Raw genomic sequence first — 16918 nt, 5'->3', positions numbered from 1 at the left:
AGGATCCATGTAAAGTAGCGGCAGGCGTACCGAACTTCCCGAGGGAGGTATCATGGCACGCAAACCCCGGCCGGCGAATCAAGGCGCCGACGCTTCCGATATTGCGGCTTGTTGTTGTTCCGATCAGGACAGTCTGCGCGCCTGGGTCGAATTCGGCGCGCGCGAACTGGCGCCCTGGCCGACGCTCGAGCCGGGCACCGCCAACGCGCTTGGCGACCTCGTCGAGGCCGACGCCTGGTTTCGCGGCCTCGCCGACGGATCGGTGCGCTGGTCGAGGCGCGGCATGGCGAAACGGGCGCGGCTCATCTTCGATCATCCGCTGAAGGCGTCTTTTCCCTTCCTGTTCCCCGGAGAGCGGGAGCCGTCCGGAGAAGAGGCCGCCCGCTTCGAGGCGGCGGAGGCGAGTTATGGGCTTCGGGTCAGCGACGGGGCCCGCAGCCTGTTCATCCAGAACCATTTCGGCGTGGAGCTGCTGTCGGCGCGTATCGATCCCGAGGGCCGGCTAAACCTCTGGTCACTGCGCATTCTCGGGCTGCTGCCGCACGAACTGCTGTTCCTCGACCCCAATCGTGCGGCCCTTTTGCGCATCATGCTCACCTCCCGTTTTTTCGCCGGCGCCGGGGCGCTGGCCGACGCCGATCTCGACCCCGCCTTTCCGACCGCGGATCGGCCGAACCTCCAGCGGCTGGCACGCCTCACGCGCTTCTGTTCGGTGGCGTCCACCAACGGCTGCGGCCCGGAGGGGTTCGATCCGGTCCCCGACCTTGCCTATCAGGCCTGCTGCGATGCCCATGACACCTGCTATGCCCGCGGCGGCACCGAGCAGGATCGGGCACGGTGCGACGAAACGCTTGCCCGCTGCATCGAGGCGGTTGGCGGCGGTCCGCTGTCGCCAAACGGCTTCGCGGTCGGCGCAATCGCAACACTCTATTATGTATTCGTCACTCTGTTCGGATCGCTGATCTTCAACTACGGCCCAAAGGGGGATGCAACGACGGCGCCGGACAAGATCGCCGGTCCTCCGGCCGGTCACCATCCGCAGGGCGGCGACTGTCACTGGAACCTGATGTTCCTGCACCTGACCATCAGTGGCGCGCCGAGCGGCGGCCAGAAGATCCAGCCGGAAATCATCCCCGATTTCGAACGGCAGATCCGCACCAATCCCGGCAATCTCAGCAAGATCCGCTTCCCCGAAATCACGATCGACAAGGATGGGATCCGCCGCTTCAGCTCGGCGCCGCTGCCCTCGAAATTCGGTGTCACGGCCTGCCGTGAATCGGTGATCCTGCCTGTCCTGGTAAAGGACGTGCGCTCAACGATCGGCGCGCAGAAACATATGAAGTTCACCTGTGACGGCAGCACCTATGCTTTCTCGATCACCCTGAAGCTCGGCGACGCGAGCGTCGCATTCGACTTCGAAATCAGAACGAGGTGCGCGACCTAGGCCTGGCCCCTTTTGTTTTCGGGCGGCGGGCGCCAAAGCGGCGGAATGGTGCCCCGGAAGCAGATGTGATGCCGTTTTTCGAGCGTTTCGCAGCGATCGACTGGTCCGGCGCGAAGGGCAGGAAGCATAAGGGCATCGCCATCGCGCTCTGCGACGCTGGCCCTTCGACTGCCTGCAAGGCAGGCGCTCAGGACGGACTGCCGGCGCCGCGTCTGCTCCAGCCCGGCTATGTCTGGTCGCGAGCCGAGGTGCTGGCCTGGCTGCTCGCCGCGGCGGCGGAACGGCCGACCCTGTTCGGCTTCGACTTCAGCTTCGCGCCGCCGATCGCCGAGCGGGGCGAATATCTTCCCGGCGAGCCAGGCGTCCCGGCGGATGCGCGATCCTTCTGGGCCTATGTCGACCGCGTCTCGGACGACGAGGATCTCGGCGCCGCCAGCTTCCTGGAGCGCGTCCATCGACGCCATTTCTATTTCGGCGCGGCGGACGGGACCAAGGCCGATTTCGTCCGCTTCCGGCAATGCGATGCGCGGCTAAACGAACAGGGCGGGCGTAAGACCGCGAGCGCCTATGACGCGATCGGGGCGGCGCAGGTGGCCAAAGCGAGCTTCTCGGGGATGCGGCTGCTCCACCGGCTCGACGGCCGGGTGCCGATCTGGCCGATGGATCCGCTGCCGGAGCAAGGCAGCGCGGTCGTGGAAATCTACACGCGCATCTACCTCCGCCGCGCTGGCCTGCCCGGGGCGAAGCTGCGCTCGCGGGCTGGGCTCAACCTCGCCCTGGCGGCGCTGGGCAGCGCACCGGCGCGGCTGCGCTTCGAGCCGAACGATCATCAGACGGACGCCATGGTGACGGCGGCGGGCATGCGCGCGCTGGCCGCGGAGGAGCCGAACGCCTTCACCCCGCAGGGCCTGACGCCCGCTCTGGCGCACACCGAAGGCTGGACGTTCGGGGTGACCTGACGCAGTCTCGGCGCGGGAGGATCGCCCTATGTGCAGCAAGGAGGAAGGCTGCGGACCAGACGCCGCGCGGCGGGCATTCCTGGCCGGGTCGTTGGGCCTCGCCGTGGCCGGCGTCGCCGGTCCCGCAACGGGTCAGCCGACGCCCGCGCCCCCATCCCCGCCGCCGCCGACCCGGGTGCTCGACGACCCGCGCGCCGAGCATGGCCCGGTTACCTTCACGCATAATGGCCAGCCCGGAATCGGCGGCTATCTCGCCCGTCCGCGCGCCGAGGGCGTCTATCCGGCGGTGATCGTGATCGCCGGCAACCGGATCAGCGAGGAATATATTCCCAATACCTGCGCGGCGCTGGCGCTCGCCGGCTATGTCGGCCTTGCGCCCGACATCTTCCACATCGTGCCAGACACCGCCCAGACGCTCGACGCGATGCGGGCGGCCAGCGCGAACCATAATGACAGCGACGTGCTGAACGACCTGCAGGCGGGGATCGAATATCTCCGCGCCCAGCCCTTCGTCCGCAAGAGCGGCCTGGGGACGCTCGGCTTCTGCTATGGCGGGCGGATGGCGATGCTGCTCGGCGCCCGCTCGCGCGAGGTCGATGCTGTCGTGGCCTATCATCCGGGCCCGGTCACCGCCGAGGAGATTGCGCGCCTGTCGGTCCCGGTCCAGGTCCATTGCGGCACCGCCGACCGCAACGTCCCGCTCAGCCAGATCCGGGCGCTCGAGGCGATGCTCCGCGCGCAGCGCACGCCGGTCGAGCTGCACCTCTATGACGGCGCCGACCACGGCTTCCTCGCCTATACCAGGCCGCCGCGCTACGATCCGGTGGCCGGCGCCCTCTCCTGGCAGCGCAGCGTGGCCTTCCTCAACCGGCAGCTGCCCGTCTCGGCACGGCAGGCCGCCGGTTGAACGGGCTGGACGTTCACGGTTCCTTGGACCATTTGGGCGCATGGGGCGCCGCGCCGGGTTAGCTCAGCTGGTAGAGCAACCGCCTTGTAAGCGGTAGGTCGTCGGTTCGAGTCCGACACCCGGCACCACCATTGCGCAGGGCGCTGCCTCGGTCATATTGCCCGCCATGGGACGGGATCGCGCAAAGGCCCGGGGCACGATCGAAGGCTATGTCCTCGACGGCCAATATCCCAGCAATCTGCACCGCGAATTCGCGCCCAACTGGATCGACGCGATGCTGCGGCACAAGGGGGTGGCGCCGCCGCGCGCGCCCGGCGCGCCCTTCGCCCTGATGGACCTCGGCTGCGGCGACGGGCTCGGTCTCGTCCTGATGGCGGCGGCGCATCCGGAAGGGCAGTTCCAGGGGATCGAAGCCCAGCCCGGGCTGACCGAAGGCGCTGCGAAGATCGCGCGGGAGTGCGGGATCGGCAATGTCGGCTTCCGCTCACTGCGCTTCGCGGACCTGGCCGATCCGGCAGAGCCGGGCTTCGACTATGTGACCGCGCAGGGCGTGATGAGCTGGGTCGATGCGGAGAACCAGGCCCATGTCCGCCGGATCGCCGCCTTGCACGTGCGGCCCTGCGGGGTCGCCTGTCTCGGCTACAACACGCTGCCGGGCTGGAAGGACGCGCTCGCCTTCCAGCAAATGGTCCGCCAGTTCGCCGATGCGGAAACCGGAGATGCGGTCGCCCGCTTCGACGCGGCGCTGGCGCGGATCCGGGCGATGAGCAAAGCCGGGGCGCCCGCTTTCTCCAGAGCGTTCATGGCCTGGATCGACAACCTCCGCGCGACCCTTCCCGCGGGCTATTTCCCGCACGAATATCTGAACCGCCACTGGACCTGCTTCTGGGCGGCGGAGATGATCGAGGCGATGGCGGGCGCGGGCTTCGTCCTCGCCGCGCCCGGGCGGGCCGAGCAGCTGCGCGAGGATTATGCGCTGAAGAAGGCGCAGCGCCGCCAGCTGGCGGCGATCGCCGATCCCCTTGCCCGGGCGACCGCGGCGGACATCTTCACCAACGCCTGCTACCGGGTCGACATCTACGCGCGGGCGCTGCGGCCGCTGGACGAAAGCCGGGCGTCCAGGCTCGACGGCTGGTGGGCGGCAACCGTGGCTGCCGCGGACGCCGTCTATGAATGCCGGACGCCGGCCGGCCGGCTCGTCTTCGACAACGGCGCGGCGCGCGCGGTGCTGGCTGGCCTGGAAGCGGGCCCGGCGACGCTGCACGCGATCGCGAGGAACTTTGCGGGAACCGCCCAAGAGGTGCTGGACGCGGCCGATGCGCTCCTCGTCGCCGGCCATATCCTGCCGGCCGGCCCGCCCGCCGACACGCCCGGCGCAGCCGCGCTGAACGGGCTTATCCGGGCAAGTGCCGGCGCGCCGGGCGCCATAGATGCGCTGGCCGGCGCCCACGGCCCGATGCCCGTCGCGCCGCGCGACATGGGGGACGCGGCGACGCTCCGGCGCCTCGGGATCGGCGACTGACCGCCGGGCTCAGACGCTGCCGTCGCCCGGCTTGGTCGGAGTCGCGTTCAGCGTGCCCTGATTGACCGTGGTCGTGCCCGTATAGGTGTTGGTGGCGCCCGATGATCTGTTCGCCGACTCCCGCACCTTCTGGATCGCCGGCAGACCGCCGCTCGCATCCTCGAGCGCATTGTCCTCGATCACCTCGGGTTTCTTCTTCTCGGTCATCTCGTCTCTCCTGGTCGTCGCCGGGTGTCAGCCTTGCGGCTTGGTCCCGTCTGTAATGGTGCCGTCGGTGATCGTGGGGTTGGTCGTGGCCGACGAACGGTTGGCGGCGTCGCGCACCTTCTGAACGGCGGGCAGGAGCAGGCCGATGCCGGCATTGGTTTCGTCCAGATCGGCGTCCTCGATCAGTTCGGGTTTCTTTTCTTCAGACATGTCCATCTCCTCAATCGAGCGTTCCCGGGCCGATCTTGATCAGCGGCGGGGGCGGGGGTGGCGGCGGCGGCGCGGGCGCTCTGCCGGCGCCGGCCACGTCGAGATCCGTATCCTTGATTTCCTTTGGCTTTTTCTTGTCCGCCATGACGGCTTCCTCATTGTCGGCGCGGATGCGGGCTCAGTTGGTGTTGCTGCCGCCGAACGCCAGCGTGCCGGTGCCGGTCTTGGTCAGCGTCGCCGGCTGCGGGTCCGGCTGGGCGGCCGCCGCTTCGCGCACCTTCTGGATCGCCGGCAGCAGGCCGCCGCTGGCCTCGTCCAGCTGGGCGTCCTCGATCAGCTCGGGATTTTTCTTGTCGGCCATGTTCGTCCTCCGTCTGCACCGGGGGCCGTCAACGCAGGCGCGCTCATGGCATGGCGAGAGCGCTGTCGCTGCGCGACAGCCCCCGCCAAGCCATCCTGTATCAGCTTCTCCATCCCGGCGCCAGAACGAGTCGGGCTTGCCAGCGCCGGGCAAATCGGACAGTCCGATGAGGCGAAGCGCGCAAGACGGAGGGCTGCCCGATGGCCGAGTCCATCTATCGCAAGGCGGCGCTGGATCGCATGGCCAGCCCGGAGCGGCTCGACGCGCCGCTCACTCTGGTCGGCCGGCCGTCATGGCTGCTGCTCGGCGCCTTCGCCGTCGCCATCCTGACCGCCATCGTCTGGGCCTCGGTCACCCGGGCGCCGGTCAAGGTGAGCGCGCAGGGAATTCTGATCAACCGGACGGGCCTCGCCGAGGTCGTCGCCGGGGACGAGGGGCGGATCGTCTCGCTGCTCGTCGCGCCGGGGGACAATGTGGCGGCCGGCCAGCCCGTCGCCACCATCGCCCGCACCGAGCTGACCCGCGAGCTGGACGAGGCCCGTTCCCGGCTCGCCCAGGCGCAGGCGCGGCTCGAACGGCTGCGCGGCTTCTACGGCGACCAGGGCGAGCAGAGGTCGGGGGCCGACAGCGTGCGCCTCGCGACCATTGCCGAGGCGAGGCGCGTGCTCGTCGACCGCACGCGCTATCTCGAGCAGAAGGCCAGCCGCATGGCGCCTCTGGTCGAGCGCGGCTTCATCCAGCGCGACCGGTTGGTCGAGGTTCAGATCGAGCTGGCCGACGTGCGCGAGCGTATCTCCAATCTCGGCGAATCCGCCATCCGGGTCCGGATCGACGCCAATGAGCGCAGCGGCACGGCCGGGCTCGCCCTTCTCGACGAGCAGCGCAACGTCGAGGAATTGCAGCGGCTGACCCAGCGGCTCAGCGCCCGGCTCAGCGACGAGGAAGTGATCCGCTCGCGCCATGCCGGCCGGATCACCGAGGTGAAGGTCAGTGCCGGTGACGTGATCGCCCGCGGCTCCGCGATCGCCACGATCGCGCCGCCCGACGACGGCCGCAGCCTCGTCGCCTTGCTCTACGTCCCAGCCGCCGACGGCAAGAGGATCGAGCCCGGAATGAGCGCCGAGATCGTGCCGACCACGGTCGAGCGCGCCGTCTACGGCCACATACCGGGCCGGGTCATCTCGGTTGCGCCTTTGCCCTCGACGCCGGAGGGGATGCGCCGGATCCTGCGCAACGACCAGCTGGTCCAGGAGCTGGTCGCGGGCGGGGCGCCGATCGAGGTCCGGATCGCGCTCGACCGCAGCGCGGGCAATGCCAGCGGCTTCGCCTGGTCCGCCTCCAGCGGCCCACGCAACCGGATCAGCGCGGGCTCGATCGTCCGCGGCCAGGTCGTGGTCGACCGGAGAGCCGTGATCGGCTGGCTGCTTCCGGGGGCTGGCGACTAGGTGGCGAGCCGCCGGCGCACGCCCTCGATCCTCCAGCTGGAGGCGGCGGAATGCGGGGCCGCCGCGCTTGCCATCGTGCTCGGCTATCATGGCCGGTTCGCGCCGCTGGACGAGCTCAGGACCCTCTGCGGCGTGTCGCGCGACGGCTCGAAGGCGTCGAGCGTGCTCCGCGCCGCCCGCTCGCTCGGGCTCGAGGCCAAGGGGATGAAGGCCGAGCCCGAGCAGCTCGCCCAGCTCGACCTGCCGCTGATCGCCTTCGTCAACTTCAACCATTTCGTGGTGGTCGAGGATCTCGATGCCGGCCACGTCTGGATCAACGACCCGGCCTCCGGCCGCCGGCGCGAGACGCTGGCGGAGTTCGAGGAGAGCTTCACCGGGGTCGCCCTCACCTTCAGGCCCGGCCCCGATTTCCAGCCCGGCGATACCCGCCCCAGCCTCCTCGACTCCCTGAAGGGCCGCTACGAGGGCGTGCGGAGCGCGCTCTGGTTCGTCTTCCTGGTCAGCCTGGCCCTGGTCATCCCGGGGATCGTGCTGCCGGTCTTCAGCCGGATCTTCGTCGATTATGTGCTGATCCGCGCGCTCGACGACTGGCTCTGGCCGCTGGTCATCGGCATGGCGCTCACCGCCATCGCCCGCTTCGTGCTGCTGCAGCTGCAGACCCACAGCCTGCTCAGGGCCCGGATGCGGATGAGCCTGCAGACGGGCCGGGCGCTGATGGCGAAATTGCTCGAGCTGCCGGTCAGCTTCTTCGAGCAACGTTATTCGGGCGAGGTCGCGGACCGGCTGCGCCTGAACGAGACGCTCTGCGACCTGCTGACCGGCCGCCTGGCCCAGGCAGGCGTGAACCTGGTCAGCGCGGCCTTCTTCCTGGTCGTCATGCTCTTCTACAATGTCGGGCTGACCCTCGCGGTGCTCGCCCTCGCTTTGCTGAACGCGGCGGTGCTGATCCTCTCCAACCGTTTCCTCTCCGAGCGCTACCGCAAGATCTCGATCGACGAGGGCAAGCTCGCCGGCGCGCGCGTCGCCGGCCTCAGGGACATGGAGACGTTCAAGGCAAGCGGCGGCGAGGACATGCTGTTCGCGCGCTGGACCGGGCTCACCATGGCCGCGCAGAACGGCCAGCAGCAGGCGGCCAGCGTCAACGCCTGGATCGCGCCGATGCCGGCTCTGATCGGCGCGCTGATTACCGTCACCATCCTGATCTGGGGCGGCTTCGCGGTGATGGGCGGCGAGCTCACCCTGGGCGGCCTCGTCGGCTACCAGACGCTCGCCGCCAGCTTCGTCGCGCCGGTCGCGGCTTTGGCCGGCTTCGGCGCCGAGCTCCACCAGATCCGCACCTATACGAGCCGGCTGGACGACGTGATGGGGCAGCGTTCCGACCCGCGCTTCAGCACGGTGCCGGCGGCGGTCGCGGCGCTGCCGCGCGGTGCCGTCCGGCTCGACCAGGTCAGCTTCGGCTATGCGCCGCTGGATCCGCCGCTCATCGACGGCCTCTCGCTCGACCTCGCGCCCGGCACGCGGATCGCTCTGGTCGGCGCGTCCGGCTCCGGCAAGTCGACGGTCGGCAAGCTCATCGCCGGGCTCGAGCAGCCCCGCGCCGGCGCGGTGGAAGTCGATGGCAGGGCCCTGCTCGACTGGCCGCGCGAGGTGCTGGCCCCGCGGCTCGCTTATGTCCGCCAGGACGTGATGCTCTACGAAGGCACCGTCCGCGACAATCTGACGCTCTGGGATGACACCATCGCCGAGCCGGACATGATCCGCGCCGCCAGGGATGCGCAAATCCATGCAGTCATCGCCGCGCGCCCCGGCGCCTATGACGCGGCGATCCTGGAAGGGGGCGGCAATTTCTCGGGCGGCGAGAAGCAAAGGCTCGAGATCGCCCGCGCGCTCGCCACCGATCCCGCCGTGCTGATCCTCGACGAGGCGACCAGCGCGCTCGACCCGATCAGCGAGCACAAGGTGATGGAGGCGGTGCGCAGGCGCGGCATCACCTGCATCCTCATCGCCCATCGCCTGTCCGCGATCCGCGACTGCGACCGGATCGTCGTGCTCGACAAGGGCAAGGTCGTCGAGGAAGGCGATCATGCGCGCCTCATCGCCTCGGGCGGCATCTATGCCAAGCTGGTGGAAAGCTGATGGCGCGGCCGCTCTCCGTCCCGGTCGGCGCCCCCTGCGCGCTGCCCTCGGGCACCCTGCCCTGGCGCGTGATCGAGGGACAAATCGAGGTCTATCTGGTCAGCCCCGAGCGGCGGCGCCTGATCGCCCTGGTCGAGACCGGCCGGCACGTCTTCCCGCTGCCCGACGGCCCGCTCCAGCTCAGCCTGGTCGCCGTCGAGGCAGCGGCTTTGGTCGAGGAGGCCGGCGACCATCCGGACAGCGCCGCCTGCTGGCTCGAACAAATCTGCGAGGCCGCTTGCGTCCCCGCGCCCGCGCTTGGCGGGGACGCGATTCCCGCCTTTACCGCCTCGCTCGACGCCTGCTTCGCCTCCGCCGACGCAGCGCGCGACGCCCGGCTCAGCGCACGCCTCGCCGGGAGCGCGGAGGATCGTACCGATGGCGAGGCGGGCCTGGCCGGCGCCCTTGCCACCGCGGCTGCCCAATTCGGGCTCGCCGAGGATAGACGCGTGCGTCGCCAGGAGGCCGACGACTTCCTGTCGGCGCCGGCCGCCGCCCGCCGCTTCGGCTTGCGCGCGAGCCGGGTGATCCTCGGCCCCGCCTGGCATCGCGACGATGTGGGCGGGCCGCTCCTGCTGCGCACCCACGAGGGCGAGGCCTTGCTGGCGCGCTGGGGAAAGGGTGCCTGGAGAGATTCGTTCGGGGAACGCATCCCGCCGGAGACGATCGACGGTCTCGCCTTCCGGCTCTACGCGCCGATCGCGACCGATCTCAGCCGCTTCGGCGGCATGGCCCGCAGTGTGCTTCAGGGCCTGCGCGCCGAGCTCTGGCCAATCCTCGGCGCCGGCCTCGGCGCGGCGCTGCTCGGCCTGCTCGTCCCGATCGCGACCGCCTGGATTTTCGACGACATCGTCCCCGGCGGCGCCGGCGGCCTGCTGGTCTCGGTCGGCCTGGCCCTGTTCGTCGCGGCGTTCGTCTCGGCGGCCTTCGCGACCGTGCGGACGCTGGCCGTGACCCGCGTGGCCGGCCGCGGCCAGCTCAATATGGCGGCCGGTCTTGCCGATCATGTGCTGCGGCTGCCCGCGCGCTTCTTCAAGACGATGCCGGCCGGCGATCTCAACCAAAGGCTGGCGAGCCTCGCCGGCATCCGCGCCCTGGTGCTCGACATCCTGCTGACCGCCGGGCTGACGCTGGCCTTCGCGCTCGTCTATCTGCTGCTGCTCTTCAGCTACGAGCTGCGGATCGCCCTTGCCGGGCTGGCGCTCACCCTGGTCTTCATCGCCGCGCTGGCGGTCAGCCGCGCGCTCCGCGCCCGGCCGCTGCGCGAGGCCGCCGAGCGCGACGGCAAGCTCGCCGGCCTGACCTTCGAGATTCTCGACGGGCTGCCCAAGCTGCGCTCCGCGGCCGCGGAGCCGCGCGCGCTCGCCCGCTGGAGCCGGCTCTATGCGGCCGAGCGCGATGCCACCGCGGCCGGCGAGCGGATCGGCAATCATTTCCACAGCTTCACCGACGCCTGGCAGATCGTGACCCTGATCGGGCTGTTCGCGGTCGCGGCCCTGCTCGCCGCCGAGCAGGTTCCCCCGGGAAGGTTCATCGCCTTCCTCGCCGCCTTCGCGATCTTCCAGGCGTCGCTCACCGCCTTTTGCGATTCCCTGTTCGCGATCTACACCGCCCGCCCGCTCGCCGAGCGCATCCGTCCGATCCTCGACGAGCCACCCGAGGCTGGGCTCGGCCGGGCCGATCCGGGAAAGCTGACCGGCGACATCCAGGCGAGCGGTCTCAGCTTCACCTATACCGTCGGCACCGCGCCCCTGATCGACGATCTCGGCTTCTCGCTCCGCTCCGGCGAGCATCTCGCCATTGTCGGGGGCTCGGGCTCCGGCAAGTCCACCATCCTCAGGCTGCTGCTCGGCTTCGAGCGGCCGTCCACCGGCTCGCTCACCTATGACGGCCAGGAGTTGGCCAGCCTCGATCCGGCGCGGGTGCGCGCGCAGATCGGCGTGGTGCTGCAATCGAGCCAGCTCTTCGCCGGCACGATCCACGAGAATATCCGCGGGGCGAGCGGGGCGAGCCTCGAACAATGCATGCGCGCCGCCGAGCAGGCGGGGCTCGGCCCCGACCTCAAGCTGATGCCGATGGGCCTGCACACGATGATCACCGAGGGCGCCGGGACATTGTCCGGCGGCCAGCGCCAGCGCATCCTGATCGCGCGGGCCCTGGTCATGGAGCCCGCCATCCTGTTCTTCGACGAGGCGACCAGCGCGCTCGACAATGCCACCCAGGCCGTGGTCGCGCAGACGCTGGACCGGCTGCACGCGACCCGCGTGACCATCGCCCACCGGCTCTCGACGGTGCGCAATGCCGACCGGATCGCGGTGCTCGAACGCGGCCGCTTCGTCGAGACCGGGAGCTTCTGCGAATTGATGGCGAAGGACGGCGCCTTCGCCGCCCTCGCCCGCCGCCAGCTGCTGGAGGATTGAGATGCGAAAGGCCCTCTACATCCTGGGCGACCTCGAGGACGGCGACATCCTCTGGCTGTCGCGCAACGGCGTAGTTCGCGCGCTCGCGCCCGGCGAGGTGCTGATCCAGGCGGGGCGCGCCGTGGCCGACCTGTTCTTCGTCACGGAGGGGAGCCTCGCCGTGACTGCGGGCAACGGCCAGCGCCTCGCCACCCTGGCGCTCGGCGACGCGGTCGGGGAGATGTCGTTCGTCGAGAAAAGGCTGCCGGGCGCCACCGTCACCGCGCTCGACCAGGTGCGCGTGCTGGCCGTGCCGCGCGAGGCGATCCTGGCCGCGTTCGAGCGCGACAGCGGCTTCGCCGCGCGCTTCTACCATGCGCTCGCCGTCTTCCTGTCGGACCGGCTCCGCTCGGCCACTTCGCAGGACGGCGACGGGGACGAGCTGGACGAGGCGATCCTCGACACGGTCTCGCAGGCCGGCGAGCGGTTCGTCAGGCTCGTCGCCCTGCTCGAGGGACGGGAGCGATAGACGGCTCACCGCAGCCGCGCTTGCCGCGGCGCCCGATCCGGTGCAGCCTCCCGCGGAATCAAGACCATAAGGGGAGAGTGATGGCGGAGCAGGAGGACGGCGGCGCGGCACGCTATGAAGAGATCCTCGCCGATCCGCGCTACCAGCGCCTGCTGAAGCGCCGCGGGCGTTTCACCTGGACGCTCAGCATCATCATGCTCGTCGCCTATTTCGGCTATGTGGCCCTGATCGCCTTCGACAAGCCCCTGCTCGCCCGGCCGCTCGGCGGCGGCGTCACCTCGCTCGGCATCCCGGTCGGCGTCGGCATCATCCTGCTCGGCATCCTCCTGACCGGCATCTACGTGCGCAGAGCGAACCGGGAGTTCGATCCCCTGGTCAAGGCGCTGCGCGACGGAGAGGCGGAATGAGCGGCGGCGCCAACTGGCCCGCCATTGCGATGTTCGCGGCCTTCGTCGCCTTCACCTTGCTGATCACCGCCTGGGCGGCGCGGCGGACGAAGACCCGCGCGGACTTCTATGCGGCGGGCGGCGGCGTGTCCGGCTTCAAGAACGGGCTCGCCATTGCCGGCGACTATATGTCCGCAGCCTCCTTCCTCGGCATCTCCTCGCAGATTTTCGGCGTCGGCTATGACGGGCTGATCTATTCGATCGGCTTCCTGGTCGGCTGGCCGATCATCCTCTTCCTGATGGCGGAGAAGCTCAGGAATCTCGGCAAATATACGTTCGCGGATGTCGCCTCCTTCCGCTTCGCCCAGCCGCCGGTCCGGATGTTCGCGGCCGTCTCCACGCTCGCGGTCGTGCTCTTCTACCTGATCGCGCAGATGGTCGGCGCGGGGCAGCTGATCAAATTGCTGTTCGGCCTCGACTATCTCTACGCCGTGGTGATCGTCGGCGTGCTGATGACGCTCTACGTGCTGTTCGGCGGGATGATCGCGACCACCTGGGTGCAGATCATCAAGGCGGTGCTGCTGCTCGGCTGCGCGACCTTCATGGCGCTGGCGGTGATGGTCCAGTTCGGCTTCTCGCCCGAGGCGCTGTTCGCCCGCGCGGTGGAGGTGAAGGGCCAGATCGCCGCCTCGACCGGGCTGAGTCCCGAGGCGGCCGCGGCCAGGGGCCTGTCCATCATGGGCCCGGGCAACTTCCTGACCGATCCGATCTCGGCCATTTCGTTCGGCATGGCGCTGATGTTCGGCACCGCCGGCCTGCCGCATATCCTGATGCGCTTCTTCACCGTGCCCGATGCCCGCCAGGCGCGCATCTCCGTGCTCTGGGCCACCGGCTGGATCGGCTATTTCTACATCCTGACCTTCATCATCGGCTTCGGCGCGATCGTGCTGGTCGGCACCAACCCGGCCTGGGTCGACGCCGCGGGCGCGCTGCGCAGCGGCAACATGGCGGCGATCCATCTCGCCGAGGCGATCGGCGGCAACCTCTTCCTCGGCTTCGTCTCGGCCGTCGCCTTCGCGACCATCCTCGCAGTCGTGGCCGGGCTGACTTTGTCCGGCGCCTCTGCGGTGTCGCACGACTTCTATGCGACGGTGATCCGCAAGGGGCAGGCCAATAGCGACGAGGAGTTGCGGGTTTCGCGCGCGACGGTGCTCGTCCTCGCCTTGCTCGCCATCATCCTCGGCATCGCCTTCGAGAAGATCAACGTCGCCTTCATGGTCAGCCTCGCCTTCGCGCTCGCCGCGTCCGGCAATTTCCCGGTGCTGATCCTCTCGCTCTTCTGGAAGGGCTGCACGACGCGCGGCGTGGTTGCGGGCGGGACCGTCGGCGTGCTGCTCGCGCTCGTGCTGACGATCCTCTCCAAGTCGATCTGGGTCGACGTGCTGCACAACAGCAGCGCCATCTTCCCCTACATGTCGCCGGCCATCTTCTCGATCCCGGCCGCCTTCCTGACGATCTGGCTGGTGTCGGTGCTCGACAGGAGCCCGCGCGCGGCGGTGGACCGGGAGGGCTATCTCCACCAGCGGATCCGCTCGGAGACCGGGATCGGCGCCGCGGGCGCGTCAGGCCACTAGGACCGCCCGCGCCCCCTGCTCGACCAGCCGGCGAAGTTGCCGGGTGAGCGCCCCGACGAAGCGCGGATCCGCGGCGAGCGGCGGCGGGAAGATCGTCTCGATGCCGAGCAGCGCCCGGACCTGCGCCTCGGGATCGTGCAGGCCTGCGAGGCGGCGCGCGGTTTCGCCGGCGAGCGGGTCGTCGACGGTGAAGGCGGTGCCGGCATCGGTCCGACCGCTCTGCCAGCGCATCCAGCCAGCGACCGCGAGCGCCAGCGCCTCGATCCCCTGGCCGCGCGCCAGCCGCACGGCGATCGGGGCGAGCAGCCGCTGCGGCAGCTTCTGCGAGCCGTCCATCGCGATCTGCACGGTCCGGTGCTGCAGGCCGGGATTGGCGAAGCGGGCGAGCAAGGCAGCGCGATAGCCGTGGAGATCGAGGCCGGCGGGCGGGTCCAGCGTGGTTTCCGCCTCGTCCTGGAGCGCCTCGACGAAGGAACGTCCGCCGGGCAGGGCCATGACCTCGTGGACGAAGGCGATGCCGGCCAGCCCGCCCAGCCAGGCGATGCCGCTATGCGCGCCGTTGAGCAGGCGCAGCTTCGCCTCCTCCCAGGGGCCGATGTCGGCGGCGAGTTGCACCCCTGCCGCCGCGAAGTCCGGCCGCTCGCCCGGCGCGAACCGGTCTTCGATGACCCACTGGGTGAATGGCTCGGTCTTCACCATCGCCCGGTCCTCGAGCCCGATCCGCGCCGCGAGCGCGGCGATGTCCGCCTCCTCGGTGGCGGGGACGATGCGGTCGACCATCGTCTGGGGAAAGGCGCAATGCGCGGCGATCCAGTCCGCGGCATCGCCCGCCGCCGCGAGCACTGCCTCGCGCAGCACCGCGCCGTTCCGCGGCAAATTGTCGCAGGAAATGACGGTGATGCCGTCCGCCCGCCGCGCCAGCGCCTCGGCCAGGATGGCCGGGGCGCGGCTGCCGGGGCGATAGCCTTTCTCGGTGATCGTCAGCGTCACGAGGCGCGTCGCCGGCGCGGCGATCCGGGCGACCAGGTCGGGCGCGTCGAGCAGCACCTCGCGCACCGCGCCGATCATGCGCACCTCTTCTCCCGCGACCAGCGAATAGAGACAATCCTGCGGCACCATCGCGTCGCGCACCGCGGGCGAGCGCAGGGAGGCGCCGGTCACGCCCCAGCCGAGCGCTTCGAACACCGGCGCCTGGTGGGCGCGATGAAAGGCCCCGAGGCCGAGATGGACCACGCGCGGTTCCGGACGCGGGCCGGGCTGCCCTACCCAGTCCGGAAGCAGCGGCAGCGTCGCCTCGCTGAGCCGCGGCGTCACAGCCTGTAGGCCGCCTTCACCAGGTCGTAGGCCAGGGCCCGCGCCACCTCGTGCGCCTCGTCCTCCTCCAGCCGGCCCTCGGCCACGAGCCGGGCGAGGAAGGCGCAGTCCATCCGCCGCGCGACGTCGTGCCGGGCCGGGATGGAGAGGAAGGCGCGGGTATCGTCGTTGAAGCCGACCGTGTTGTAAAAGCCGGCCGTCTCGGTTGCGCGCTCGCGGAAGCGCCGCATCCCTTCCGGGGTGTCGTGGAACCACCAGGGCGGGCCGAGCCGCACCGCGGGATAATGGCCCGCCAGCGGCGCCAGCTCGCGCGCATAGACGTCCTCGTCGATCGTGAAGAGGATCAGCGTCAGCCGCGGGTCGTTGCCGAAGCGGTCGAGCAGCGGCTTCAGCGCGCGGACATATTCCGTCGCCGCCGGAATATCGGCGCCCTTGTCGCGGCCGAAGCGGGCCAGCACCGCCTCATTATGGTTGCGGTGCACGCCCGGATGGAGCTGCATCACCATGCCGTCGTCGAGGCTCATCCGCGCCATTTCGGTCAGCATCTGACCGCGAAAGAGCTCAGCCTCCGCGGCCGTGAAATCGCCGCGCAAAACCTTGGCGTAGAGCGCCTCGGCGTCGGCGCGCGGGAGATCGGCGGTGAACGCGCTCGGATGGCCGTGGTCGGTCGAGGTCGCGCCCATCTCGCGGAACCAGGCGCGGCGATTCTCGTGCCCCCGCAAATAGCCGGCGAAGGTCAACACATCCTCCCCGGCCAAGGCGGCAAAGGTCTCGAGATGCTGCGCGAAGCCGGGGAAATCCGGGTCCATCACCGGATCGGGCCGGTAGGCGGTGACGACGCGCCCGCCCCAGCCGCTCGCCCGGATGGCGCGGTGGTGGTCGAGCGAATCGGTCGGGCTCTCGGTGGTGGCGAGCAGCTCGATGCCGAAGCGCTCGAACAAGGCGCGCGGGCGGAAGGCGTCGGTCCTCAGCGCCGCGTCGATCGTCTCGTAATAATGGTCGGCGGTGGCGGGCTCGAGCCTGACCCCAAGGCCGAACACCTCCGCGAACACCCAGTCCAGCCAGAGCCGCGAGGGGGTGCCGCGGAACAGATGATAATGTTCGGCGAACAGGCGCCAGATCCTGCGCGGATCCGTCTCGGTCGGGCTGCCGTCGACGGTCGGCACGCCCAGGGCCTCGAGCGGCACGCCCTGCGAATAGAGCATGCGGAAGACATAGTGATCGGGGACGATCAGCAGCGCCGCCGGATCGGGAAACGGCTCGTCATAAGCGAACCAGGCCGGATCGGTATGGCCGTGCGGGCTGATGATCGGCAGGTCGCGGACCGGCGCGTAGAGCGCGCGGGCGATGTCCCGGGTGCGCGGCTCGGCCGGGAACAACCGGTCGGGATCGAGTTGCAGCGTCCTGGTCATCGGCCTATCATCCT

General features: G+C 69.9%; 16 protein-coding genes and 1 tRNA gene. 11 read left to right on the top strand and 6 right to left on the bottom strand.

Annotated elements, in window-relative coordinates; all coding sequences use genetic code 11:
• Nucleotides 1-52: 52 nt before the first annotated feature.
• From VEC11_RS10525 to VEC11_RS10505, 5 genes are all read left to right on the top strand, one after another.
• The gene (locus VEC11_RS10525) at nt 53-1444 is read left to right on the top strand and encodes a hypothetical protein (RefSeq protein WP_464130810.1); all 1392 of its coding nucleotides are present in this window, start codon (nt 53-55) and stop codon (nt 1442-1444) included.
• A gap of 65 nt (nt 1445-1509) precedes the next feature.
• Nucleotides 1510-2403 (top strand): hypothetical protein, encoded by an 894-nt coding sequence (locus tag VEC11_RS10520; RefSeq protein WP_464130808.1) that lies wholly within the window; start codon nt 1510-1512, stop codon nt 2401-2403.
• 28 nt (nt 2404-2431) lie between these two features.
• Complete coding sequence (locus tag VEC11_RS10515) at nt 2432-3310, top strand: dienelactone hydrolase family protein (protein ID WP_464130806.1); 879 nt, start codon at nt 2432-2434, stop codon at nt 3308-3310.
• A gap of 52 nt (nt 3311-3362) precedes the next feature.
• Nucleotides 3363-3438: transfer RNA gene (locus VEC11_RS10510), tRNA-Thr, on the top strand.
• Between the two features lie 38 nt (nt 3439-3476).
• A complete protein-coding gene (locus VEC11_RS10505; RefSeq protein WP_464130804.1) occupies nt 3477-4832 on the top strand; it encodes a methyltransferase regulatory domain-containing protein in 1356 nt (451 codons plus the stop codon).
• Nucleotides 4833-4841: 9 nt separating this feature from the next.
• On the opposite strand, the gene VEC11_RS10500 is transcribed toward VEC11_RS10505, so the two are convergent.
• Genes VEC11_RS10500 through VEC11_RS10485 form a run of 4 tightly spaced genes read right to left on the bottom strand, consistent with a single transcriptional unit; the run spans nt 4842 to nt 5610 of the window.
• A complete protein-coding gene (locus VEC11_RS10500) occupies nt 4842-5039 on the bottom strand; it encodes a hypothetical protein (protein WP_464130802.1) in 198 nt (65 codons plus the stop codon).
• Between the two features lie 27 nt (nt 5040-5066).
• Nucleotides 5067-5249 carry a hypothetical protein gene (locus VEC11_RS10495; protein ID WP_464130799.1) on the bottom strand — a complete coding sequence of 61 codons (183 nt, stop codon included), beginning with the start codon at nt 5247-5249 and terminating at the stop codon, nt 5067-5069.
• A gap of 10 nt (nt 5250-5259) precedes the next feature.
• Nucleotides 5260-5394 (bottom strand): hypothetical protein, encoded by a 135-nt coding sequence (locus VEC11_RS10490; RefSeq protein ID WP_464130794.1) that lies wholly within the window; start codon nt 5392-5394, stop codon nt 5260-5262.
• Nucleotides 5395-5427: 33 nt separating this feature from the next.
• Complete coding sequence (locus VEC11_RS10485) at nt 5428-5610, bottom strand: hypothetical protein (RefSeq protein ID WP_464130792.1); 183 nt, start codon at nt 5608-5610, stop codon at nt 5428-5430.
• Nucleotides 5611-5810: 200 nt separating this feature from the next.
• Here VEC11_RS10485 and VEC11_RS10480 point away from each other — a divergent pair, with 200 nt between their 5' ends.
• From VEC11_RS10480 to VEC11_RS10455, 6 genes are all read left to right on the top strand, one after another.
• The gene (locus tag VEC11_RS10480; protein ID WP_464130790.1) at nt 5811-7055 is read left to right on the top strand and encodes an NHLP bacteriocin system secretion protein; all 1245 of its coding nucleotides are present in this window, start codon (nt 5811-5813) and stop codon (nt 7053-7055) included.
• Complete coding sequence (locus VEC11_RS10475) at nt 7056-9191, top strand: NHLP family bacteriocin export ABC transporter peptidase/permease/ATPase subunit (RefSeq protein ID WP_464130787.1); 2136 nt, start codon at nt 7056-7058, stop codon at nt 9189-9191.
• Nucleotides 9191-11650 (top strand): ATP-binding cassette domain-containing protein, encoded by a 2460-nt coding sequence (locus VEC11_RS10470; protein WP_464130783.1) that lies wholly within the window; start codon nt 9191-9193, stop codon nt 11648-11650. The genes VEC11_RS10475 and VEC11_RS10470 overlap by 1 nt, the downstream gene beginning before the upstream one ends.
• A gap of 1 nt (nt 11651) precedes the next feature.
• Nucleotides 11652-12158 carry a cyclic nucleotide-binding domain-containing protein gene (locus VEC11_RS10465; protein ID WP_464130781.1) on the top strand — a complete coding sequence of 169 codons (507 nt, stop codon included), beginning with the start codon at nt 11652-11654 and terminating at the stop codon, nt 12156-12158.
• Between the two features lie 80 nt (nt 12159-12238).
• The gene (locus VEC11_RS10460) at nt 12239-12565 is read left to right on the top strand and encodes a DUF485 domain-containing protein (protein ID WP_464130777.1); all 327 of its coding nucleotides are present in this window, start codon (nt 12239-12241) and stop codon (nt 12563-12565) included.
• Nucleotides 12562-14178 carry a cation acetate symporter gene (locus tag VEC11_RS10455; RefSeq protein ID WP_464130774.1) on the top strand — a complete coding sequence of 539 codons (1617 nt, stop codon included), beginning with the start codon at nt 12562-12564 and terminating at the stop codon, nt 14176-14178. Before VEC11_RS10460 ends, VEC11_RS10455 begins: the two co-directional genes overlap by 4 nt.
• Here the strand turns inward: VEC11_RS10455 and VEC11_RS10450 are convergent.
• On the bottom strand, nt 14167-15492 hold the full coding sequence (locus tag VEC11_RS10450) for a mannitol dehydrogenase family protein (protein WP_464130770.1): 1326 nt from the start codon (nt 15490-15492) through the stop codon (nt 14167-14169). The two genes, VEC11_RS10455 and VEC11_RS10450, sit on opposite strands and share 12 nt — an antisense overlap.
• A complete protein-coding gene (gene uxaC, locus VEC11_RS10445) occupies nt 15489-16904 on the bottom strand; it encodes a glucuronate isomerase (RefSeq protein WP_464130766.1) in 1416 nt (471 codons plus the stop codon). The genes VEC11_RS10450 and uxaC overlap by 4 nt, the downstream gene beginning before the upstream one ends.
• Between the last annotated feature and the right edge of the window lie 14 nt (nt 16905-16918).

The sequence above is a fragment of the Allosphingosinicella sp. genome (assembly GCF_035626655.1).
GTDB lineage: Bacteria > Pseudomonadota > Alphaproteobacteria > Sphingomonadales > Sphingomonadaceae > Allosphingosinicella.
This window is presented reverse-complemented; position numbering and strand designations above follow the sequence as displayed.